Source organism: Methanosphaera sp. (genome assembly GCF_022768985.1).
GTDB lineage: Archaea > Methanobacteriota > Methanobacteria > Methanobacteriales > Methanobacteriaceae > Methanosphaera.
This window is the reverse complement of record NZ_JALEKL010000009.1, coordinates 406,150-428,473: the sequence shown is the minus strand read 5'-3', so window position 1 is coordinate 428,473 and position 22,324 is coordinate 406,150. Positions and strand designations below refer to the sequence as shown.

17 protein-coding genes and 2 tRNA genes are annotated in these 22,324 nt (G+C 32.2%); all 19 read left to right on the top strand.

The genetic code is table 11. From position 1 onward, the window contains the following. Positions 1–67 precede the first annotated feature (67 nt). Positions 68–141, top strand: a tRNA-Lys gene (locus MRZ80_RS05315). A 227-nt stretch (positions 142–368) separates the two neighbouring features. Then, positions 369–602, top strand: coding sequence for a DNA-directed RNA polymerase subunit H (locus MRZ80_RS05310; RefSeq protein WP_292536915.1), 234 nt, complete (start codon positions 369–371; stop codon positions 600–602). Between the two features lie 984 nt (positions 603–1,586). Next, positions 1,587–3,101 carry a DNA-directed RNA polymerase subunit B'' gene (locus MRZ80_RS05305; protein ID WP_292536913.1) on the top strand — a complete coding sequence of 505 codons (1,515 nt, stop codon included), beginning with the start codon at positions 1,587–1,589 and terminating at the stop codon, positions 3,099–3,101. Positions 3,102–3,121: 20 nt separating this feature from the next. Further along, positions 3,122–4,933: a DNA-directed RNA polymerase subunit B gene (gene rpoB / locus MRZ80_RS05300; protein ID WP_292536911.1), complete on the top strand. Its 1,812-nt coding sequence runs from the start codon at positions 3,122–3,124 to the stop codon at positions 4,931–4,933. 21 nt (positions 4,934–4,954) lie between these two features. Next, complete coding sequence (locus tag MRZ80_RS05295; protein ID WP_292536909.1) at positions 4,955–7,576, top strand: DNA-directed RNA polymerase subunit A'; 2,622 nt, start codon at positions 4,955–4,957, stop codon at positions 7,574–7,576. 12 nt (positions 7,577–7,588) lie between these two features. After that, on the top strand, positions 7,589–8,764 hold the full coding sequence (rpoA2, locus tag MRZ80_RS05290; protein ID WP_292536907.1) for a DNA-directed RNA polymerase subunit A'': 1,176 nt from the start codon (positions 7,589–7,591) through the stop codon (positions 8,762–8,764). Between the two features lie 10 nt (positions 8,765–8,774). After that, entirely contained in the window at positions 8,775–9,071 is a 297-nt protein-coding gene (locus MRZ80_RS05285) for a 50S ribosomal protein L30e (protein ID WP_292536904.1), read from the top strand. A gap of 9 nt (positions 9,072–9,080) precedes the next feature. Then, positions 9,081–9,512: a NusA-like transcription termination signal-binding factor gene (locus MRZ80_RS05280; protein ID WP_292536901.1), complete on the top strand. Its 432-nt coding sequence runs from the start codon at positions 9,081–9,083 to the stop codon at positions 9,510–9,512. 262 nt (positions 9,513–9,774) lie between these two features. Next, a complete protein-coding gene (locus tag MRZ80_RS05275) occupies positions 9,775–10,200 on the top strand; it encodes a 30S ribosomal protein S12 (protein WP_011406944.1) in 426 nt (141 codons plus the stop codon). Positions 10,201–10,226: 26 nt separating this feature from the next. Then, the gene (locus MRZ80_RS05270; protein WP_292536893.1) at positions 10,227–10,790 is read left to right on the top strand and encodes a 30S ribosomal protein S7; all 564 of its coding nucleotides are present in this window, start codon (positions 10,227–10,229) and stop codon (positions 10,788–10,790) included. A 130-nt stretch (positions 10,791–10,920) separates the two neighbouring features. Beyond that, positions 10,921–13,113 carry an elongation factor EF-2 gene (locus MRZ80_RS05265; protein ID WP_292536890.1) on the top strand — a complete coding sequence of 731 codons (2,193 nt, stop codon included), beginning with the start codon at positions 10,921–10,923 and terminating at the stop codon, positions 13,111–13,113. 434 nt (positions 13,114–13,547) lie between these two features. Continuing rightward, positions 13,548–14,789 carry a translation elongation factor EF-1 subunit alpha gene (tuf, locus tag MRZ80_RS05260; protein ID WP_292536888.1) on the top strand — a complete coding sequence of 414 codons (1,242 nt, stop codon included), beginning with the start codon at positions 13,548–13,550 and terminating at the stop codon, positions 14,787–14,789. 255 nt (positions 14,790–15,044) lie between these two features. Then, complete coding sequence (gene rpsJ / locus MRZ80_RS05255; protein WP_292536885.1) at positions 15,045–15,353, top strand: 30S ribosomal protein S10; 309 nt, start codon at positions 15,045–15,047, stop codon at positions 15,351–15,353. A gap of 145 nt (positions 15,354–15,498) precedes the next feature. Continuing rightward, positions 15,499–15,581: transfer RNA gene (locus tag MRZ80_RS05250), tRNA-Ser, on the top strand. A 1,080-nt stretch (positions 15,582–16,661) separates the two neighbouring features. Further along, positions 16,662–18,284, top strand: coding sequence for an ABC transporter substrate-binding protein (locus MRZ80_RS05245; RefSeq protein WP_292536883.1), 1,623 nt, complete (start codon positions 16,662–16,664; stop codon positions 18,282–18,284). Positions 18,285–18,743: 459 nt separating this feature from the next. Then, positions 18,744–19,745 (top strand): ABC transporter permease, encoded by a 1,002-nt coding sequence (locus MRZ80_RS05240; RefSeq protein ID WP_292536961.1) that lies wholly within the window; start codon positions 18,744–18,746, stop codon positions 19,743–19,745. After that, positions 19,726–20,592: an ABC transporter permease gene (locus tag MRZ80_RS05235; protein WP_292536880.1), complete on the top strand. Its 867-nt coding sequence runs from the start codon at positions 19,726–19,728 to the stop codon at positions 20,590–20,592. The genes MRZ80_RS05240 and MRZ80_RS05235 overlap by 20 nt, the downstream gene beginning before the upstream one ends. A gap of 18 nt (positions 20,593–20,610) precedes the next feature. Further along, positions 20,611–21,576, top strand: a complete 966-nt coding sequence (locus MRZ80_RS05230; protein ID WP_292536878.1) for an ABC transporter ATP-binding protein — start codon at positions 20,611–20,613, stop codon at positions 21,574–21,576. Between the two features lie 2 nt (positions 21,577–21,578). Continuing rightward, positions 21,579–22,196 (top strand): ATP-binding cassette domain-containing protein, encoded by a 618-nt coding sequence (locus MRZ80_RS05225; protein ID WP_292536876.1) that lies wholly within the window; start codon positions 21,579–21,581, stop codon positions 22,194–22,196. Positions 22,197–22,324 lie beyond the last annotated feature (128 nt).

The window sequence follows — 22,324 nt, the reverse complement described above, 5'->3', positions numbered from 1 at the left end:
CATGCAGGCCTGTCGAGCCTGCGACTCGGGTTCAAATCCCGGCCAAGGCGCTTGCACTTTTATTTTAGGGCTCGTAGCTCAGTCTGGGAGAGCGCCTGGCTTTTAACCAGGCGGTCGCGGGTTCAACTCCCGTCGGGCCCGCTTAAATTATTTTTACAGCATTTTATTTTGATACATAATTATTTTAGATTTATTTTTTGTTAATAATTATTTTTTTCAGAAATTTTCTATGTTTTTATGTTAAATTTATTTATATCATAAATTCTAGATCTATTAATATTGTTGATAATTTAATGTTTTTTTAATTATTTTTGAATTTTATCAAATAATCATGTAATTAATATAGAGTTTTATTTGGAGGATATATTTTGAAAGTTGATATTTTACAACACGATTTAGTGCCTGAACATACAATTTTATCAGAAGAAGAAGCACAGAAAGTTTTTGAAGAACAAGATGTAAGACCAGATCAAGTACCTAAAATTTTACCAGATGATCCTGTAGTAAAAGCAATTGATGCTAAAGTAGGAGATCTTATAAAAATTACAAGAAAAAGTATGACAGCAGGTATTTTTGTTTCATACAGAATTGTTAGAGAATAAATGTGATTTTTCTAACAATTTATTTTTTTTAAAATCAATTTTATTTAATATTATATTAAAAATTCATGATGTGTAATATTGTGTTTTATTTAGCTATTTTTTTCTAGATTTTATTTATTAAAAAAAAACCTAATGTTTTTATATAATGAATAAAAAATATATGATATACGTATTAATTTATAGAATTTAATTTTTTTTAAATCATGTTTCCTTTAAAGATTTGAAATTCTATTTATCGCTGTTTTAAATAGAATCAAATATTTTATTCTAAAATTAATTATGAAATATAAATTATTTTAAGAAAGTATTTAAGATAAAGTAAAAAGAGTTACTTCTTAAAATGATTGGTGGATATTTGTTTAATGATAAATTTGTATAATAATATCTAATATCATAACAAAGGATTCTTTTCTCAGCTTTTATGTATTAATTTAAGTGCATAAAATGTGGAGTTAAATTATTTTTTTATTCATATTAGATTAAGTGATGGGTTATTTATAAATTTAGAAATATTTCTACAAAAAAAGAAATTGTTGGAATTGTTATTATTATTTTTTTTACTAATTATTTCGAATGATGATGTGGGGACTTTATGTTTCATTAATTGCATCATATCCGGAGAATTTCAAGATTTCTTAATAATTAAATAATTTAATTACTTTTTTTACCAATATCTAATGTGAATATGAACATATGATAGTCATTTATAGTGGAATTTAATGTAGATGTTATATTTTTATTAATTATACCATCACAATATTAATAGAAATAAATCTAGTTTTCTTTAAATTACACATAGATGCAATTAAAAATACCCTTGTTTTGATTTAGAATTTTATTTTATGAATCCCCTAAAAATTAACAACTTATCTACAATTGATAACGATGTAAATTATTATTTAGAAAAGAAAACCCTTTAGTAGCAAATAGTGTGTAAACTACTAAAAAAAATAAAGCTATTCTTTTCAAAATGGAGATGGATATATGACAAAAAACGCATGGTCTTTAGTTGATTCATATTTTGATGAGTATGATATAGTAGACCACCATATTCGGTCATACAATGATTTCCTAGACAATAAGATTCAGGAAATTGTTGATATTACAGAACCAATAACATTGGATCATGGTGAATATACTATTAAAACTGGTGATGTTGAAATAGTTAAACCTTTTATAAAAGAAGCAGATGGATCTAAAAGTATAATTGAACCATCAGAAGCAAGACTAAGAAACCTTAACTACTCAGCTCACATGTATCTTGACATGGCTCTTGTTAAAGGAGACAGTGATGATTATGAAATGGAAAAAGTGTATATAGGTGAATTACCTGTCATGCTAAAATCAAAAGCATGTCACCTACATGGACTTAATGATGCGGAACTTGAAAAAGTAGGAGAAGATCCACAGGATCCTGGAGGATACTTCATAGTAAATGGATCAGAAAGAGCTATTGTAACTATGGAAGAAATTGCTCCTAACAAAATTATACTTGAACAGAGTGAAAAAGATATTGAAGATAGAAGAGCAAGAGCTGTTGTAACTTCAATAAAAAGTGGATTCCGTGCAAGAATAACACTTGAATACAGAAAACCACATAAAAAAGGAGTATTCCTAAGAATTTCATTCCCATATGTACCTGGAGAAATACCACTTGTAATCCTATTAAGAGCACTTGGATTTGAAAGAGATGTAGATTTAGTAAACAGTGTATCTGATGATATAAATACACAATTCTTATTAATTGACGATATTCAAACAACAGGTGTTACAACAAAATACGATGCAATCAAATACATTGGTAACAGAGTAGCAAAAGGAATGACAGAAGAATACAAAATTAAAAGAGCAGAAGATGTTATTGACAGATACCTCTTACCTCACATTGGTGTAGAACCTGAAGATCGTATTGACAAAGCTGTATATCTTGCAGAAATGGCAGATATGCTCCTACAGGTTATAAATGGTGAACGTGAACCTCACGATAAGGACCACTACGCAAATAAAAGATTAAGAGTATCTGGAGATCTTATGGAAGATCTATTCAGAGTAGCATTTACAAGCTTAACTCGTGATATGACATATCAACTAGAACGTAGCCTATCACGTGGAAAAGAACCTTCAATAAAACAAGCTGTAAGATCAGATGTTATAACAGAAAATATAAAACACGCAATAGCAACAGGTAACTGGGTTGGAGGAAGAGCTGGAGTAAGTCAGCTTCTTGACAGAACAAGTTACATGGGAACACTATCACACCTTAAACGTGTAGTATCACCACTTTCAAGAAGTCAGCCTCACTTTGAAGCTAGGGATTTACACCCAACACAGTTCGGTAAAATCTGTCCTAACGAAACACCGGAAGGTCCAAACTGTGGACTTGTAAAAAACCTTGCTATCGTAACAAAAATATCAGAAGGATATCCACTTAAAGATATTGAAGAAGATATTAAACAACTCGACTATATAACACCATTAGATCATAATATGGAATCATAAATATTGAGGGAGTAAATAGAATGCCAACAGTAAAAATATATATAAATGGTAAATTAATTGGAACTACTGATGAGCCAGAATTATTTGTAAATGAAGTTAAAACAAAAAGACGATCTAATGAACTAACTCATGAACTTAACATTACCTACTATGCAGAAAATAATGAAATATTCATATTTACAGATCCTGGACGAGCAAGAAGACCTCTTGTAATAGTAGAAGATGGAGTATCAAAACTTACAGATGAAATCATCGATGCTGTAGCAGCAGGTGAAATGAAATGGTTTGATCTTATAGAAAATGGAATCATTGAATACATCGATGCTGAAGAAGAAGAAAATCTATACATTGCAATGTTTGAAGAAGACATTACAGAAGAACACACCCACCTTGAAATAGATCCATCAACAATGCTTGGTATCTGTGCAGGTATTATTCCATATGCTGACCATAACTCCTCACCTAGGAACACAATGGAAGCAGGGATGACAAAACAGGCTCTTGGTCTTTATGTATCAAACTACAACTTAAGAACAGATACAAGAGCACACCTTTTACACCAGCCACAAATGCCTGTTGTAAAAACAAAAAGTATGGTATCAACAGAGTATGATAAAAGACCATCTGGTCAGAACTTTGTTGTAGCAATTCTTTCATACCAAGGATGTAACATGGAAGATGCTCTTGTTATGAACAAAGCATCACTTGAACGTGGACTTGGAAGATCATCATTTTTCAGATCATATGAAGCATCAGAAAGAAGATATCCTGGTGGACAAGAAGACCACTTTGAATATCCAGAAAGTATGGTAAGAGGATACAGATCAGAAGAAGTATATAAAAACCTCGATGAAGATGGACTTATAAATCCGGAAGTACAAGTAACAAGTGGAGATGTACTTATTGGTAAAACATCACCTCCAAGATTCCTTGAAGATGTAGATGAATTTGGTACAGTAGCAGAAAGAAGACGTGAAACTTCAGTTACAGTAAGACACGGAGAACATGGTATTGTTGATAAAGTAATGCTTACAGAAACAATTGAAGGAAACAAACTTGCAAAAGTAAAAGTACGTGATCACAGACAACCTGAATACGGTGACAAATTCGCATCAAGACACGGACAGAAAGGGGTACTTGGACTTATTGTTCCACAAGAAAACATGCCATTTAATGAACAAGGTATGTGTCCTGATTTAATGATCAACCCACACGCTATTCCATCAAGGATGTCCATTGGACAGATTATTGAGATGGTAGCAGGTAAAGCAGGATGTATGCAAGGAATGCGTATTGATGGTACACCATTTACTGGAGTTCCAGAAGACGATCTTAAAGCATTACTAAAAGCTAATGGATTTGAAACCCATGGACGTGAACAATTATACAATGGTATTACAGGGGAAAGATTTAAAGCTGAGATCTTTGTAGGAGTAGCATACTACCAGAAACTACACCACATGACATCAGATAAAGTATATGCAAGAAGTAGAGGACCTGTACAAGTACTTACACGTCAGCCTACAGAAGGTAGAGCAAGAGAAGGTGGACTTAGATTTGGGGAAATGGAACGTGACTGTCTCATTGCTCACGGTGCAGCTTTAGCACTTAAAGAAAGATTACTTGATGAGTCAGATAAATATGAAGCACTTATATGTGGTGAATGTGGAAGACTTGCAGTACGTGATAAAATAAGAGACAGAACCTACTGTGCAATCTGTGGAGAAACAGAAACATTCCCAATTGAGATTTCATATGCATTTAAATTATTACTTGATGAATTAAAATCACTATGTATATCACCAAATCTTGTACTGGAAGACAAAGCATAAATTTAAGGAGGGAACTTACAGTTGAAAGAAATATTTAAAAAAGTATCTGAAATAGATTTTGGTTTAATGTCACCAGAAACTATAAGAAAGATGTCTGTAACTAAAATTGTAACACCAGATACATACGATGAAGATGGATATCCAATTGAAGCAGGACTTATGGATCCAAGACTTGGTGTAATAGATCCTGGACTTAAATGTCGTACCTGTGGATCAAAAGGTGGAGAATGTCAAGGTCACTTTGGACATATTAACTTTGCAAGACCTGTAATACATGTAGGATTTGCAGATACAATCCACAAAATATTAAGATCAACATGTCGTAAATGTGGACGAGTACTTCTTACTGGTACTGAAAAATTATCATACAAAGCAAAACTCGAAGAAAAATTAGAAAATGGTGAAGATATCTCAGATATTCTTAAACAAATTCACCTAACAGCTAAAAAAGAAAAATGTCCACACTGTGAAGAAGAACAAATAGAAGTTAAAATAGACAAACCTATCTCACTTGTAGAAGGTAACTATAAATTAACAGCTAGTGAAGTAAGAGAAAGACTTGAAAATATTCCAGAAGAAGATTACATATTCATTGGTATAAATCCTGAAGTTGCAAGACCTGAATGGATGGTATTAACAGTACTTCCAGTACCACCTGTAACAGTAAGACCATCAATTACTCTTGAAACAGGAGAAAGATCAGAAGATGACCTTACTCACAAACTTGTTGATATTTTAAGAATCAACCAGAGATTAAAAGAAAACCTTGAAGCTGGAGCACCTCAACTTATTGTTGAAGATTTATGGGAATTACTCCAATACCACGTTACAACATACTTTGATAACGAAGCATCAGGAGTACCTCCTGCAAGACACAGATCAGGAAGACCTCTTAAAACATTAGCACAACGTCTTAAAGGAAAAGAAGGAAGGTTCAGAAGTAACCTTGCAGGTAAACGTGTAAACTTCTCAGCACGTACTGTAATTTCACCAGATCCAACACTCAGTATTAACGAAGTTGGAGTTCCTGAAATGATTGCAAAAGAGGTAACAGTACCTATTTCTGTAACTGAATGGAACATGGAAAAAATGAAAGAATACATCAGAAATGGTCCAGATGTACATCCTGGTGCAAACTATATCATAAGACCTGATGGTCGTAAAATCAGAGTATATGATGAAACAAAAGAAACAGTTATTGAAAACTTAGAACCTGGATACATCGTAGAAAGACATATTATTGATGGAGATATTGTACTATTCAACCGTCAGCCTTCACTTCACCGTATGTCAATGATGGCTCACGAAGTACGTGTACTTCCATATAAAACATTCAGATTAAACTTATGTGTATGTCCTCCATACAACGCGGATTTCGATGGGGACGAAATGAACATGCACGTATTCCAGACACCTGAAGCTCGTGCTGAAGCAAATGAGATCATGAAAGTACAAGAACATATCTTATCACCTCGTTATGGTGGTCCAATTATCGGAGCTATTCACGATCACATTACAGGAGCATACTTACTTACACACGCAGATACAAAATATGCAGAAGAAAAAGCATTCCAGATCATTAAAAGATCAAAAATGGAACTTCCAGAACCTAAAAAACGAGATTGGACAGGAAAAGAAATATTCAGTCTTCTTTTACCTGATAAACTTAACCTTGTTTATAAAGCAGAAATTTGTAGAAATTGTGAAGAATGTAAACATGAAAACTGTGAATATGATGCTTACGTTGTAATTAAAAACGGAGAACTTCTCAGAGGAGTTGTTGATGATAAAGGATACGGATCAGGTAGTGGTAAAATACTTGATGCTATCGTAAAACAATTCGGACCTAGTGAAGCTCGTTACTTCCTTGACCATGCAACAAAACTTGCTGTATATGGAGGGGTAATGCAGAGAGGATTTACAACTGGTACTGCTGATGAGGAAATTCCTAAAGAAGCAGAAGAAAGAATTGCAGAACTTCTTGAAAAATCAGATGCTAAAGTGGAACAACTTATTCAAGCATATGAAAATAATGAACTTGAAGCACTTCCTGGACGTAGCTTACGTGAAACACTTGAGATGAAAATCATGCAAGTGCTCGGGGAAGCAAGGGATAATACTGGGGTTATTGCTGAACACTACTTCAGTACAAGCAACAGTGCTGTAATTATGGCACTTACTGGTGCTCGTGGATCCATGCTTAACTTAACACAGATTGCTACTTGTGTAGGTCAGCAGGCTGTTCGTGGAGGACGTATTAATAGGGGTTACATTGACCGTACATTACCTCACTTCCACAAAGGGGATGTGGGTTCAAAAGCTAGTGGTTTCGTACACAGCAGTTACAAACATGGACTTGATCCACTCGAATTTTTCTTCCACGCTATGGGAGGACGTGAAGGACTGGTAGATACAGCTATCCGTACAGCACAGAGTGGTTACATGCAGAGACGTCTTGTTAACGCACTTCACGATCTTAGTGTATGTGAAGATGGTACAGTACGTGACAACCGTGGTGGAGTTGTACAATTCAAATACGGTGAAGATGGAATTAACCCTGCAAAAAGTGATTATGGACAAGTTGCAAACTTAGATAAATTAATTGAAGAAATGAGATTAGAAACATCTGAGATGGGTAAATAAGGTGGATTAAGTATGGAATTTGATATTGAAACAGTTCAAGCTGTTATTAATGAAAATGGTGCAAGTTATTTCCCTATAAAACTTGTTGAAGAAATAACACAAGCAGCAAATCGTAATAATTTATCTGATGATGAATTAAATACATTAGTTATTAAAGTTAAAGAAGCATATGAACGTGAAGAAGTTGAACCTGGAGAATCCGTAGGTACAATTGCAGCTCAGTCTGTAGGTGAACCTGGTACTCAGATGACCATGCGTACTTTTCACTATGCAGGGGTAGTAGAGTTAAACGTAACTCTAGGGCTTCCTCGTCTTATTGAGGTTGTTGACGCTCGTAAGAAGATTTCAACACCTACAATGGATATATACTTTACAGAAGAATATAGAGATGATGAGGAATTTATTAGAAAAATGGGTAATAAAATCGGTAAAATTACATTAAATGATGTTATAAAAAACTTTAATGTAAATTACATGGACAATACTATTTCAGCTGAAATTGATCAAGATATTCTTGATGAAAGAAGACTTGAACTTGATGAAGTTACCTCTGTAATAGAAAAGACTTTTAAACATGTAAAGATAAATAATAATTTACTGAGTTTTGAAACCACTTTTTCTAAAGATGAAGAAAAAATGCAACAAGGTATTCGAGAATTAAGATTACTAGCAGATAAGATCAGAGATCTCCAGATTAGTGGTGTTAAAGGTATCGGTAAAGTTGTTATTCGTCATGAGCACAATGAATGGGTTATTCACACAGAAGGATCCAATATTGGAGCTATCTTGAAAATTGACGGTGTTGACATCGTTAGAACAACAACAAACGATATATTTGAAATTGAGAAAGTTCTTGGAATTGAAGCAGCTCGTAATGCTATCATCCATGAGTTGTACACAACAATGGAAGAACAAGGGCTTAGTGTAGATATTAGACATATTATGCTCGTTGCTGATATGATGACTGTAGATGGAGTAGTAAAATCTATCGGAAGACATGGTATTAGTGGAGAAAAATCTAGTGTTTTAGCACGTGCAGCATTCGAAGAAACTGGAAAACACTTACTTAATGCAAGTATACGTGGAGAAACTGACGATCTAACAGGAATCATCGAGAATGTTATTGTTGGTCAGCCAATACCCCATGGAACTGGGTCTGTTGGCGTTGTAATGAAAGATAAAAATTAGGAGGCAGTACATGGATATAGAAAGAGGGATACGTGTAGCCGTAGACACTGGTAAGGTTATATTAGGATCCAATAAATCACTCCAAGCAATTAAACTTGGAAACGGAGAATTAGCAATTATTGCAGAAAATGCTCCAAAAGATGTGAAAGCAGATGTAGAAACATATGCTAAACTATCAGAAATGCCAGTATACACATTTGAAGGTTCAAGTGTAGAACTAGGTTCAATCTGTGGTAAACCATTCACAGTAACAGTTCTAGTAGTACAAGAACCTGGAGACTCTAACATCTTAGAGTTAAAGGAGTAAATTGATACTATGTCCGTCAAGTTTACAACCAATGAAATCAAATATATTGCACTTTTTGAAACAATAACAAGTACAACGGTTAAGGACTGTATTATAGATGACGAACATAATAAAATTACTTTTTTGGTAAAAAAAGGAGACATGGGATTAGCCATAGGAAAAAATGGAAGTACTATTGGCAAAATGCAAAAAAGTGTTGACAGAAGTGTTGAAATCCTTGAACACTCTGACGATCCCGGCGAATTTATAAAAAATTTATTATCTTCTGCAACTATCAATTCAATTGAATTTGATGAAGATGCAAAAGGTAATAAAATCGCTACCTTGGATGTCGACTCAAAGAGTAAACGTAAGGCTATTGGTAAAAATGGTCAGAATATTCAGCGAGCTAGACAATTTGCTAAAAGACAATTTGAAATTAGTAATATTATCATAAAATAACCATATTTATGATTAGTTTTATTTTGATAGACAAAAAAGTATTTTAATACTTTTATTCTTCTATCATAATTCTTAAAACAAAAACTCAGTTAATACTAATCTATAATGAAAAGTATGTGAATTATTTCACACAAATATTAAAATATTAAATAGCATGGTAAAACTTGATAAAATATTATCAAGACATACACATGTAGAACTTTGAATAGAAAATAAACAAAATTTTTTATAAATAAAAACAAGTATAAATGGAGGAATAAATTTGCCAGGATTATTCGCAGCAAAAAAATTAAAAGATAACAGACAGAATTTCCGATGGAAAGATACACAATACAAAAGAAAAACCCTCGGATTAAACATTAAAGCAGATCCACTAGAAGGATCACCTCAAGCTAGAGGAATTGTAATTGAAAAAGTAGGTATAGAAGCAAAACAGCCTAACTCTGCTATCAGAAAATGTGTAAGAGTTCAATTAATTAAAAACGGAAAACAAATCACAGCTTTCGCACCAGGTGACGGAGCTATCGGTTTTATTGATGAACACGACGAAGTAATGATTGAAGGAATCGGTGGACCATCAGGTAGGTCTATGGGAGATATTCCTGGAGTAAGATGGAAAGTTACAAAAGTAAACAACGTAGCTTTATCTGAAATGGTAAGTGGAAAAATCGAAAAACCAGTTAGATAGATTTTGTTGAAGGAGAATTAATTAAAATGAGCTTTAAATTATTCGATAAATGGGATGTAACAGAAGTTACAGTAGAAGATATGGGATTACAAAACTACGTATGTCTTGATGAAGTTGTTGTACCACACACAATGGGACGTCACGTAAAAAGACAATTTGCAAAATCCAAAGTATCAATTGTAGAAAGACTTATGAATAAAATCATGAGAACAGAAAGAAACAGTGGTAAGAAAAACAAAGCATACTCCATTGTAGAAGGTGCTTTAGAAATAATCAACAACAAAACAAAACAAAACCCTGTACAAGTTTTAGTAAAAGCTGTAGAAAACACAGCACCTAGAGAAGAAACCACACGTATCAAATACGGTGGAATCGGATACCAAATAGCAGTAGATATCGCACCACAAAGAAGAGTAGACCTTTCACTTGGATTTTTAACAAAAGGTGCGATGCAATCTGCATTCAAAAACAAAAAATCTGCAGCACAATGTCTTGCTGATGAAATTCTTCTTGCATCAGAAGAAGATTCAAGAAGCTTCGCTGTACAGAAAAAAGAAGAAAAAGAAAGAGTAGCAAGATCAGCACACTAGATTTTAAACTACTACTTTTTTTTATTTTATTTTTTTTTTAAAATTAGATAGACTTTATTAAATACTTATGATAAAAATAGATTTATAAAGTAATTTTTTATAACGTAATTTAACATTTTAGGTGATATATTTGAGTCGAAGAGATCAAATGATTAAAAAGATTAAAGAATTAATGTATGAGCCTGAATACATCAGAAACATTGGTATTGTAGCTCACATCGACCACGGAAAAACAACATTATCAGATAACCTTCTTGCAGCAGCAGGAATGATATCCTCAGAACTTGCTGGAGATCAAAGATTCCTTGATTTCGATGAACAAGAACAAGAAAGAGGAATTACAATTGATGCAGCAAACGTATCAATGGTACACGATTATGAAGATAAAAACTACCTTATCAACTTAATCGATACACCTGGTCACGTTGACTTTGGTGGAGACGTAACACGTGCAATGAGAGCAGTAGACGGTGCTGTAGTAGTTGTATGTGCAGTAGAAGGTATCATGCCTCAAACTGAAACAGTATTAAGACAAGCTTTAAAAGAAAACGTAAGACCTGTACTTTTCATTAACAAAGTAGACAGACTTATAAACGAATTAAAACTTGACGACCTTGAATTACAAAACAGATTTGTAAAAATCATTGCAGGAGTAAACAAACTCATCAAAAACATGGCTCCTAAACAATTCAAAGAAGAATGGCAAGTTAAAATTGAAGACGGTACCGTTGCATTCGGTTCAGCATACCACAACTGGGCTATTAACGTACCAACAATGTTAAAAACAAACATTACCTTCAAAGACATCATTGAATACTGTAACGAAGATAAACAAAAAGAATTAGCAAGTAAAATAAAAATCGAAGAAGTAATTCTCGGTATGGTAGTAGAACACTTACCAAGCCCAAAAATTGCACAAGCATACAGGGTACCTAAAATTTGGTCTGGAGACATCGAATCTGTTGAAGGTCAAGGTATGATCAACACTGATTCAGAATCACCACTTGCTGTAATGGTAACAGATGTAAGTATCGATAAACACGCTGGAGAAATTGCAACCGGTCGTGTATACGGTGGATCAATTGAAAAAGGATCAGAAATCTTCTTTGTAGGTTCAATGTCCAAAGCAAGAACCCAACAAGTTGGAGTATATATGGGTCCTGAAAGAATCAACACAGACACAGTTCCTGCAGGTAACATTGTAGCTATTACAGGAGCAAGAGGAGCTATTGCTGGGGAAACCATCACAGATGCAGACCACAACATTGCACCATTTGAAAGTCTTGAACACATCTCAGAACCTGTAGTAACAGTTGCTGTAGAAGCTAAAAACACAAAAGATTTACCAAAACTTATCGAAGTATTAAGACAAGTTGGTAAAGAAGACCCTACATTAAGAGTAGAAATTAACGAAGAAACCGGTGAACACTTAATTGCTGGTATGGGTGAATTACACCTTGAAGTTATCATCTACAGAATTAATGATAAAGGACTTGAAGTAGAAACATCTGAACCTATTGTAGTATACAGAGAAACAATTGCTGGTACAGCTACAAATGTTGAAGGTAAATCACCTAACAAACACAACAGATTCTACATAGATATTGAACCATTATCAGATGAATTAATGGGAGCTATTTCTGAAGGAGCAATCCAAGAAGGAAGAGTAAAAGGTAAAGAATCTGCAAAAGTATTCCAAGAATACGGACTTGACAAAGATGAAGCTAAAAAAGTATGGGATGTATACAAACACAGTATATTTGTAAACAAAACTCGTGGTATCCAATACTTAGATGAGATCAAAGAGTTATTAATGGAAGGATTTGAAAGCGCACTTGATGACGGACCACTCGCAAATGAAAAAGCAATGGGTGTAAAAATAAGTCTTATGGATGCAAAAATACACGAAGATGCTGTACACAGAGGACCTGCACAAGTATTACCTGCTATCAGAAAAGCAGTATACGGAGCTATCATGTTAGCACAACCTACATTAATGGAACCTATGCAGAAAGTATTCATCAGCGTACCTCAAGATTACATGGGTGCTGCTACACGTGAAATACAAAACAGAAGAGGACAAATTGTAGAAATGGGTCAAGATGGAGATATGTCAACCATAGAATCCAAAGTACCTGTATCTGAAATGTTCGGATTTGCTGGAGATATAAGATCAGCAGCAGAAGGACGTTGTATCTGGTCAACAGAAAACTCAGGATTTGAAAGAATTCCTAGAGAATTACAAAATCAAATCGTAAAAGAAATCCGTCAAAGAAAAGGTCTTACACCAGAACCATATGGACCTGATCACTACTTAGGATAAGTATACAAATTTCCTTGTATACTTTCTTTTTTCTTATTTTTCACATAATTTTAAATTTTTATGAGAAAGATAAATGACAAAGTATATTAATAACAATAAACATAAATTTTAATTAATATATTACATAAATTATTATGGAATAATTCTAGATTTACTCTTGTAAGTAATTTAGAAAGCAAATAAGTAATTAAAGATTATTTGGAGAAATTATATTTGCAGGGGAATATAACTATTCCCTGGTTATATTTCTTTGTGATATAGTTTTTACATTACTATGTTAGAGGACGTTCTCTAGATATATAGAAAATAATTTATTGTTTTTAAAATCTAGCAATCGGCTTGCTAACAACTGATAAATCATACTATTCATTTTAAATAGTTCTTGATTTATTAAATTATATTCAAAAACATGTTTAATATATGGAGGATATATAATGGCAAAAGAAAAAACACACATGAACTTAGCATTCATAGGTCACGTAGACCACGGTAAATCAACATTAGTAGGACACCTTTTATTATTAGAAGGAGCTATTGCTGAACAACAATTAGATGATGGAGAAGACAAATTCAGATTTGTAATGGACAGACTCGGAGAAGAAAGAGAAAGAGGAGTAACAATCGACCTCGCTCACGCTAAATTCGAAACACAAAAATACGAATACACAGTTGTAGATTGTCCAGGACACCGTGACTTTGTTAAAAACATGATTACAGGAGCATCACAAGCAGATGCAGCTGTACTTGTAGTAGCAGCAAACGACGGTATCATGCCACAAACAAAAGAACACATCTTCTTATCAAAAACATTAGGTATCAACCAGTTAATTATTGCAATTAACAAAATGGATGTAGTAGACTACGATGAAAACAAATTCAACGAACTTAAAGAAGAATTAGGAAAACTCATCGCATCAGTAGGTTTCAAACCTTCAGAAGTTCCTTTCATCCCAGTTTCAGCATTTGAAGGAGACAACATCACAGATAAAAGTGCAAACACACCTTGGTACAAAGGAAACACCTTAGTACAAGAATTAGATGCACTTGATGAACCAGATAAACCTGTAGACTTACCTTTAAGATTACCTATTCAAGATGTATACTCAATTACAGGAGTAGGTACAGTACCTGTAGGAAGAGTAGAAACAGGAGTATTAAATTCCGGAGATAACGTAGCATTCGAACCAGCAGGAGTAACTGGAGAAGTTAAATCTATCGAAATGCACCACGAAATTCTCGAAAAAGCTGAACCTGGAGACAACGTTGGATTCAACGTAAGAGGTGTAGGTAAAAACGATGTAAAAAGAGGAGACGTTGCTGGAACAACCAAAAACCCTCCAACGGTTGCTAAAGAATTCAAAGCACAAATCGTTGTATTACAACACCCTGGTGTAATCACAGTTGGATACACACCTGTATTCCACGCACACACAGCACAAATTGCATGTACTTTCTTATCTTTAGATGTAAAACTTGACCCTGCAACAGGACAACCTAAAGAAGAAAACCCTGACTTCCTTAAAACAGGAGATGCTGCATTAGTAACAATTAAACCAACAAAACCTATGGTTATCGAAAACATTAAAGAAATCCCTCACATGGGAAGATTCGCTATCCGTGATATGGGTCAAACCGTAGCAGCAGGTATGTGTATAGACATAACCGACAAAAAATAAGTAAAATAAATTTTTTTACTTATATTTTTTCTTTTTTAGATAAAAAAATTAGTATGTCAACTTACACATAATTCCTAACAATTACTTTTTTAGATCTTTTTAATAAAATTCATGTAAGTGTTTTTATTGGAATGTAATTTAATTTATTAGTTGTTATCTTGTGTAGTTTTCATTTTTTTTAGGAAAATATAAAGTAATTCTTTTTATTTATTTTTTAATTAATGGGTTTTATTAGTTTTTTAAGGAGAATTATTAATGAACAAAGCTAGAATTAAATTAACCGGAACAGATCCTGAAAAGATTGCAGATGTATGTAATCAACTTAAAAGTATAGCTGAAAGAACTGGTGTAGATTTATCCGGTCCTATCCCTTTACCAACTAAAAAACTTGTTGTACCAACAAGAAAAAGTCCTGATGGTGAAGGAAAAGCTACATGGGAAAAATGGGAATTAAGAATTCACAAACGTCTTGTAGGCATCGAAGCTGATGAACGTGCTATGAGACAAGTTATGAAAGTGAATGTTCCTGATAATGTAAGTATTGAAATCGAACTTAAATCCTAAGTTTGGTGATTTCATATTTTCATTTTTTAGATTGATTGTTGAATGAAATTATACTCAGACGATAGAAAACTATATAAAGGATTACTATAATATATAGTAATATACTTTAATAGTTTTAATTATTAAAATTAATTTATTTTTATTTGCCGAGATAGCCTAGCCAGGTAAGGCGCGGGACTTGAGATCCCGTGGAGTTTCTCCTCATGGGTTCAAATCCCATTCTCGGCGCTAACTTTTATTATAATTTAACTTATTTTCTTAGATTTTATTTTTTATGTATTTATTTTAGGTATTTTTTTTGATTTTATTATGTGTTATTACTTTTTTGCTATTTTTAATATTTTTTTTATTACTCTATCTGGCGTTTATAGACCTTATGGGGGCTTATTTTAGTAACTTTTATATAGTAGTACTTTTAGATATAGTAGTAGTAATACTTTTTAGTAAAAAAGTATTATTAAATATAACTTAATTGATGAAAAATTATTAACATAAAATAATTTTCAAAAAACATAAATGAGAAACTTCAGCTATAAAAATAGGAAAATCTATTGGAACAATTCGAAAAATCAAATATTTAATGCACATTTATCAATCATTGAAGTGGTATGGTTTGATAAAATTTTATTAGAAGTTCATAAGTGATGATAATCTTTCTAAAATCCCCGATAATCAGATAAGTTAAAAAAAATATATGAAATAAATTTGACTAATTATGAACTTTTTATTTCAAATAAAAAAATGTAGTAAATTTTGACATAGTAACAGGAAATATGTAAATGAAGTTTAAATTATAAACTAACTAAACTCTAAATAATACTAGATAATGTTATTTTTTTTTAAATGGGAAATCATTTAACTTAAAATACCTCTTAAAAAAATATTGTGGACAAATATAGAATATAAAGAATTACTTGAAATTATTTTTTTCAAGTTTATCCTTTTTTTTTATCAAATAATTTCTTTTTATGATTATTTTTATAATTAGTATTACTTTTTATCTATTTTTCATATATTTTGTATTACTCTATATGGTGTTTATAGACCTAATAGAGGCTCATTTAGGTAACTTTTATATACTACTTTTTTTATATATTCATATAGTAATACAAATATCTAAAAAGGTATTACAAATATTGTTTAATTAATCCAAAAAGTATTAACACTTTTCAATTTTTCTAACTTTTCAAAAAAAAAGTCTAGTTAGATAATCTCAATAAATTTATTTTCACTTAATAAAACAATATACTTAAAAACATTATAGAAAAAAATCTTTCAATTATATAAAACAAGGAGCTGCAAAAGAAAATGCAAAAGAAGTATAAATATGCAATAGTAGCAGTTATAGCAGTAGTTGTAATTGTAGCAATAGCAGCATCTTTATTTGGAGGAGTAAAAGATAACGACCCAACACACCTGGTTGTAACATCAATCAACCATGCAGGTGAGCCAGAAGCTGGATTTAACCCACTTACAGGTTGGGGATGTGGACACATAAATTTTAATCCACTCATTCAAAGTACTTTATTTAACTCAGATAAAGATGGAAACATTAAAAATGACTTAGCAACAGGATATAATATAAGTTCAGATGGACTAAAATGGACAGTAGATATAAGAGATGACGTAAAATTTTCAAACAATGATTCACTTAAAGCATCAGATGTAGCATTTACATTTAATGAAGCAAGAACAAGTAACTCAGAACTTGATATGAGTAACCTTGATCATGCAACAGCACTAAATGATACAACAGTAGAATTTACACTTAAAAAACCACAATCAACATTCATATACTCATTAAGATACATAGGAATTGTACCTGAAAAAGGATATAATAATGAAACATACGGTAAAAATCCAATAGGAACAGGTCCATACAAACTTAAACAATGGGATAAAGGACAGCAAGCAATATTTGTTGAAAATGAAAACTACTATGGTCAAAAACCATACTTTAAACAGATAACAATGCTCTTCCCTGAAGAGGATAATGCAATAGAATATGCAAAATCAAAACAAGCAGATGTTGTACAAGCATCATTTATGAATCTAGATCAAAAAATTGATGGATATCATATGGTTGAATATAAAGGTTCAAGAGCACAAGGTATATCATTACCATTCCTTAATGATACAGGTGAAAAAACAGATCAAGGAAATCCTGTAGGTAACAATGTAACAGCAGATCCAGCAATAAGAGAAGCTTTAAACATTGGTATTAACAGAGAAGAAATTGCAAATACTGTATATCAAGGTCATGCAACACCAGATTCAACAGGAATTGACTTAAGAGCTTACAGCAATGATGCTGCTAAAGTAAAAGATAATCAAGTTGATGAAGCTAAAAAAGTTTTAGATGAAGGTGGATGGGTTGACTCAGATGGTGATGGAATAAGAGAGAAAAATGGATTAAAAGCTTCCTTTAAACTATACTACAGTGCTAAAAACATGGACAGACAATCACTAGCAACTGTTGTAAAAGAACAAGCTAAAAACTTAGGAATTGAAGTTGAACTTGAAGGAACAGATTGGGATACAATTTATAAAAATATGTATAATAGTCCTGTTGTTTTCCAACAATCATCAGAAGATCCATATAAAACAGTATATCAACAGTATCATTCAAAAGAAAACTATACAGAGGATAATTATATGAATCCTGGTGCATATAGCAATAGTGAAGTTGATTCAGTATTAGATCAGGCTATGACAACAACAGATCTTAATGCATCAAATGATCTTTGGGCAAAAGCAGCATATATTGATTCAAACAATGGATTTGGTCCTGCTGCTGAAGCTTCATGGTTATGGATTGTAGATTATAATCATTGCTACTTTGTAGGTGATGATATTGATATGGGTACACCACCAACTATGCCACAAGATTATCTACAAAATATTTGTGAATGGAAACGTGTTGATAAATAGGTCTTCTTAGGAAAATAATGGAGTTTATTTATTTTTTAACTCCATTTATTTTTTTTAATCTCCTTTTATTTTTATGATTTTTATTATGATTTTATTAAAAAGTATTACTTTTTAGCTATTTTTTATATATTTTGTATTACTCTATTTGGTCTTTATAGATCTTATGGAGCTCATTTAGATAACTTTTATATATTATTTTTATTAAATATAATTTTAGTAATACATTTATTTAATTAAGTATTACAAATATTGTTTATTTAATCAATAAAGTATTAACAATTTTCAATTTTTCTAAAATATTTAAAAAAATAGTAGTTATGCAACTTATCTTCTAAAAGAATATGCTCTGAAATAAACAAAAAAAATAATTTATGTTATTTAGAAGACAATTGAAGTAAAACTAGTTATATTAATGATGGAATAGGTGTATATTTTAGAAAAATAGGCTTATGGAAATTTATAAGTGATTTTATGAATAAAAAAATGTTGGAATTTATAAGAAATAAGGCAATTCATTTTATTTTACTAATGCTTGCAGTTGCAATATTTAGTTTTATACTTCTTGAAATGTCTCCTATAGATCCTGTTAATGCATACCTAAAAGAGGCAAGTGTTACAGCAGCCCAGAGAGCTATGCTAGAGCAGTATTGGGGTGTTGGTCAACCACTAACAACTAAGATTTTCAATTGGTTGTCAATGGTGCTAACAGGAAATCTTGGAGTATCTTTAATATATCGTGTACCTGTAGTAGAGGTAATTGGACAGAAATTCATGGCATCATTAGTTTTACTTGCAGTGTCATGGATAATTAGTGGTATTATTGGAATAGTCCTTGGAATCCTTGCAGGGAAAAATAAGGATTCATGGATTGATAGAGCAGTAAAAACTTACTGTTATATTTTACAATCAGCACCATCATTTTGGATAGGAATGTTGCTGATAATAATATTTGCAGTACAACTTGGATGGTTCCCAGTAGGACTTGGTGTACCAATATCAACACTTAATTCAAATGCAACAATATGGCAATGGCTATCATGTATGGTACTACCAGCACTAACACTAAGTCTGGTAGGAGTAGCACCAATAGCATTATATACAAGAAATGAACTTGTAGATGTACTCTCATCAGACTATGTACTCTTTGCAAAAGCAAGAGGAGAAAAAGGATGGAACTTAATAGAAAGACAAACACTAAGAAACATACTACTACCTGCAATTACACTACAATTTTTATCATTTAGTGAATTATTTGGAGGAGCAGTACTAGTTGAACAAGTATTTTCATATCCAGGACTCGGACAAACAGCAGTACAAGCAGGACTTCAAAGTGATGTACCATTGCTTCTTGCAATAGTATTAATAAGTGCAGTATTTGTATTTGCAGGAAACTTAATTGCAGATATACTATACTACTTTGTAGATCCAAGAATTAAGGAGAATGAACAAATTGACAAATAAAGAAAATAAGAAGATTTGGACACTATACAATGCAAATCTAAGAACAAAAACAATAGTAATTCTAGTAGTAGCAGCATTGTTATTTTTCTCAATAATATTAACAAGTTTATTTTTAAATTCAGATTCTACACTTACAATAAACTTTGCAAACATAAATCAACCACCATCACTTGAACATATCTTTGGAACAGATTGGATGGGACGTGACATGTTTACACGTACAATACTAGGACTTGGAATAAGTATATTTGTTGGAATGTTAACATCTTTACTTACAACAGTAATTGCAATAGTACTTGGAATACTTTCAAGTATAAACAAAGTAGTAGATGAAGCAGTAGCACTTGTAATTGATCTCTTCGGATCAATACCACACATACTTCTTATAATGCTTGTATCACTAGCTTTTGGTACAGGACTCTATGGAGTAGTAATGGGAATAGGACTTACACACTGGACACCTCTTGCACGTGTACTGAGAGCTGAAATAAAACAGATAAAAGCAACAGATTATGTGAAATTATCACAACAACTAGGAAAATCTAAATGGTGGATAGCAAAAAAACACATCCTACCACTTGTAGTATCACAGGTAATAGTAGGACTTATATTAGTATTCCCTCATGCAATTATGCACGAAGCAAGTATATCATTCCTTGGATTTGGTCTATCACCACATGAACCTGCAATAGGAATTATATTATCTGAAGCTATGAAATACTTCAGTGTTGGATGTTGGTGGCTTGCAGTATTCCCAGGACTTTCACTACTACTTCTTGTATTAATCTTTGACTTAATAGGAGAAAATGTACATAAACTACTCGATCCACAGAGTGCAAATACATAGAACGAGGATTTGATATTTATGAGCGAATTATTAAAAGTAGAACATCTTTCAATATCATTTAGACAGTACTTTAAAGGACTACAGCAGAAAGATCTACGAGTAATATCTGATCTTTCACTTGATCTTCATGATCATGAAATACTAGCAATACTTGGATCTAGTGGTTCTGGAAAAAGTCTTCTTGCACAATCACTTCTTGGAATACTTCCTGAAAATGCACATACAGAAGGTGTAATGAAGTATAAAGGTGAGGATCTAACACAAGAAATTAAAGAAGAAATACGTGGAGATAAAATAAGTCTCATACCACAGTCTGTAAATTATCTAAATCCATTAATGAAGATAAAAAAACAGGCAATTGGTAATGTTTCAGAAGATGACAAAGAATTATATGCACAAAAATCACAAAAGCAAAGAGAAATATTTGACAGATATGGTCTTAGCCCTGAAGTTGATGATATGTATCCATTCCAACTTTCTGGTGGTATGGCACGTAAAGTTCTTCTTTCAACAGCACTTCTTAATGATCCAGAAATCATAATTGCAGATGAACCAACACCAGGACTTGATCAACCAGCAATAGATGAAACTATAAATGATTTAATAGAACTTAAAGAGCAAGGTGTAGGATTAATACTAATTACACACGATATAAACACAGCACTAAGATGTAGTGATAGAATTGCAATACTATATCTTGGATATGTAGTTGAAATAACAGATACATCTAATTTCACATCTGATGCTAAGAGGTTATATCATCCATATACAAAGGCATTATCACTAGCACTTCCTGAAAATGAATTTAAATTAACACTAGGACAACAACCATCATACAATGAAATACCAAAAGGATGTCCATATAGTGATAACTGTCCATATAAAACACAACAATGTATAGATGAACTACCAGATCTTATAGAATTAAATGGACGTATGATCAGATGTTTCCACCCACAAATAGAAGATGAAGGAGAGAGTTAATAATGGATATTTTAAAAGCTGAAAATATAACATTTGGATATAAAAAGAATGTAAATATAATAGAAGATATTAACTTTCAGATGGATAATAACTCAATTGTTGGTCTTTTTGGAGATAGTGGATCTGGAAAAACAACATTTGGTAAAATTATTACAAACTTCATTGATAACTACACAGGATCTGTAACAGTAAATGGAGAGGAAATTTCATCAAAAGAATTTAATCCTGTGCAACTTATCTATCAGCACCCTGAAAAGGTTATGAATCCACGATGGAATATGGGTAAGATACTTACAGAATCATGGAATCCACCACAGGATGTACTAGATGAATTTGGTATAAAAAAAGAATGGCTTAAACGTTATCCATCAGAACTCTCAGGTGGAGAACTTCAAAGATTTAGTATACTAAGATCACTTAATCCAAAGACAAAGTTTATTGTTGCTGATGAAATTACAACAATGCTTGATGCAATAACACAAGCACAAATTTGGACGTCTGTAATTAATCATTGTAGAAAAAATAATGTTGGCATATTGGCGGTAAGCCATGATATGAACTTACTTGAAAGGATATGTGATGATATTATATATTTCAATGAATTAAATCATAAGAAATAGATTAAGTTATATGTTTAATTAATCATATTTTTTAAAATATTTAATCTCCCATAACCTCCATTTTTTTTAGTTGAAGCTTATTTTAGAAAAATTAAATTATATAAAAAAAAGTAAAAAAAGGGTTAAAG

Coding starts and splice junctions, on each gene's coding strand:
- tuf (WP_292536888.1), top strand. CDS start 13,548: ATGGCAAAAGAAAAAACACACATGAACTTAGCATTCATAGGTCACGTA.
- MRZ80_RS05235 (WP_292536880.1), top strand. CDS start 19,726: ATGAACAAATTGACAAATAAAGAAAATAAGAAGATTTGGACACTATAC.
- rpsJ (WP_292536885.1), top strand. CDS start 15,045: ATGAACAAAGCTAGAATTAAATTAACCGGAACAGATCCTGAAAAGATT.
- rpoA2 (WP_292536907.1), top strand. CDS start 7,589: ATGGAATTTGATATTGAAACAGTTCAAGCTGTTATTAATGAAAATGGT.
- MRZ80_RS05225 (WP_292536876.1), top strand. CDS start 21,579: ATGGATATTTTAAAAGCTGAAAATATAACATTTGGATATAAAAAGAAT.
- MRZ80_RS05305 (WP_292536913.1), top strand. CDS start 1,587: ATGACAAAAAACGCATGGTCTTTAGTTGATTCATATTTTGATGAGTAT.
- rpoB (WP_292536911.1), top strand. CDS start 3,122: ATGCCAACAGTAAAAATATATATAAATGGTAAATTAATTGGAACTACT.
- MRZ80_RS05230 (WP_292536878.1), top strand. CDS start 20,611: ATGAGCGAATTATTAAAAGTAGAACATCTTTCAATATCATTTAGACAG.
- MRZ80_RS05270 (WP_292536893.1), top strand. CDS start 10,227: ATGAGCTTTAAATTATTCGATAAATGGGATGTAACAGAAGTTACAGTA.
- MRZ80_RS05285 (WP_292536904.1), top strand. CDS start 8,775: ATGGATATAGAAAGAGGGATACGTGTAGCCGTAGACACTGGTAAGGTT.
- MRZ80_RS05280 (WP_292536901.1), top strand. CDS start 9,081: ATGTCCGTCAAGTTTACAACCAATGAAATCAAATATATTGCACTTTTT.
- MRZ80_RS05245 (WP_292536883.1), top strand. CDS start 16,662: ATGCAAAAGAAGTATAAATATGCAATAGTAGCAGTTATAGCAGTAGTT.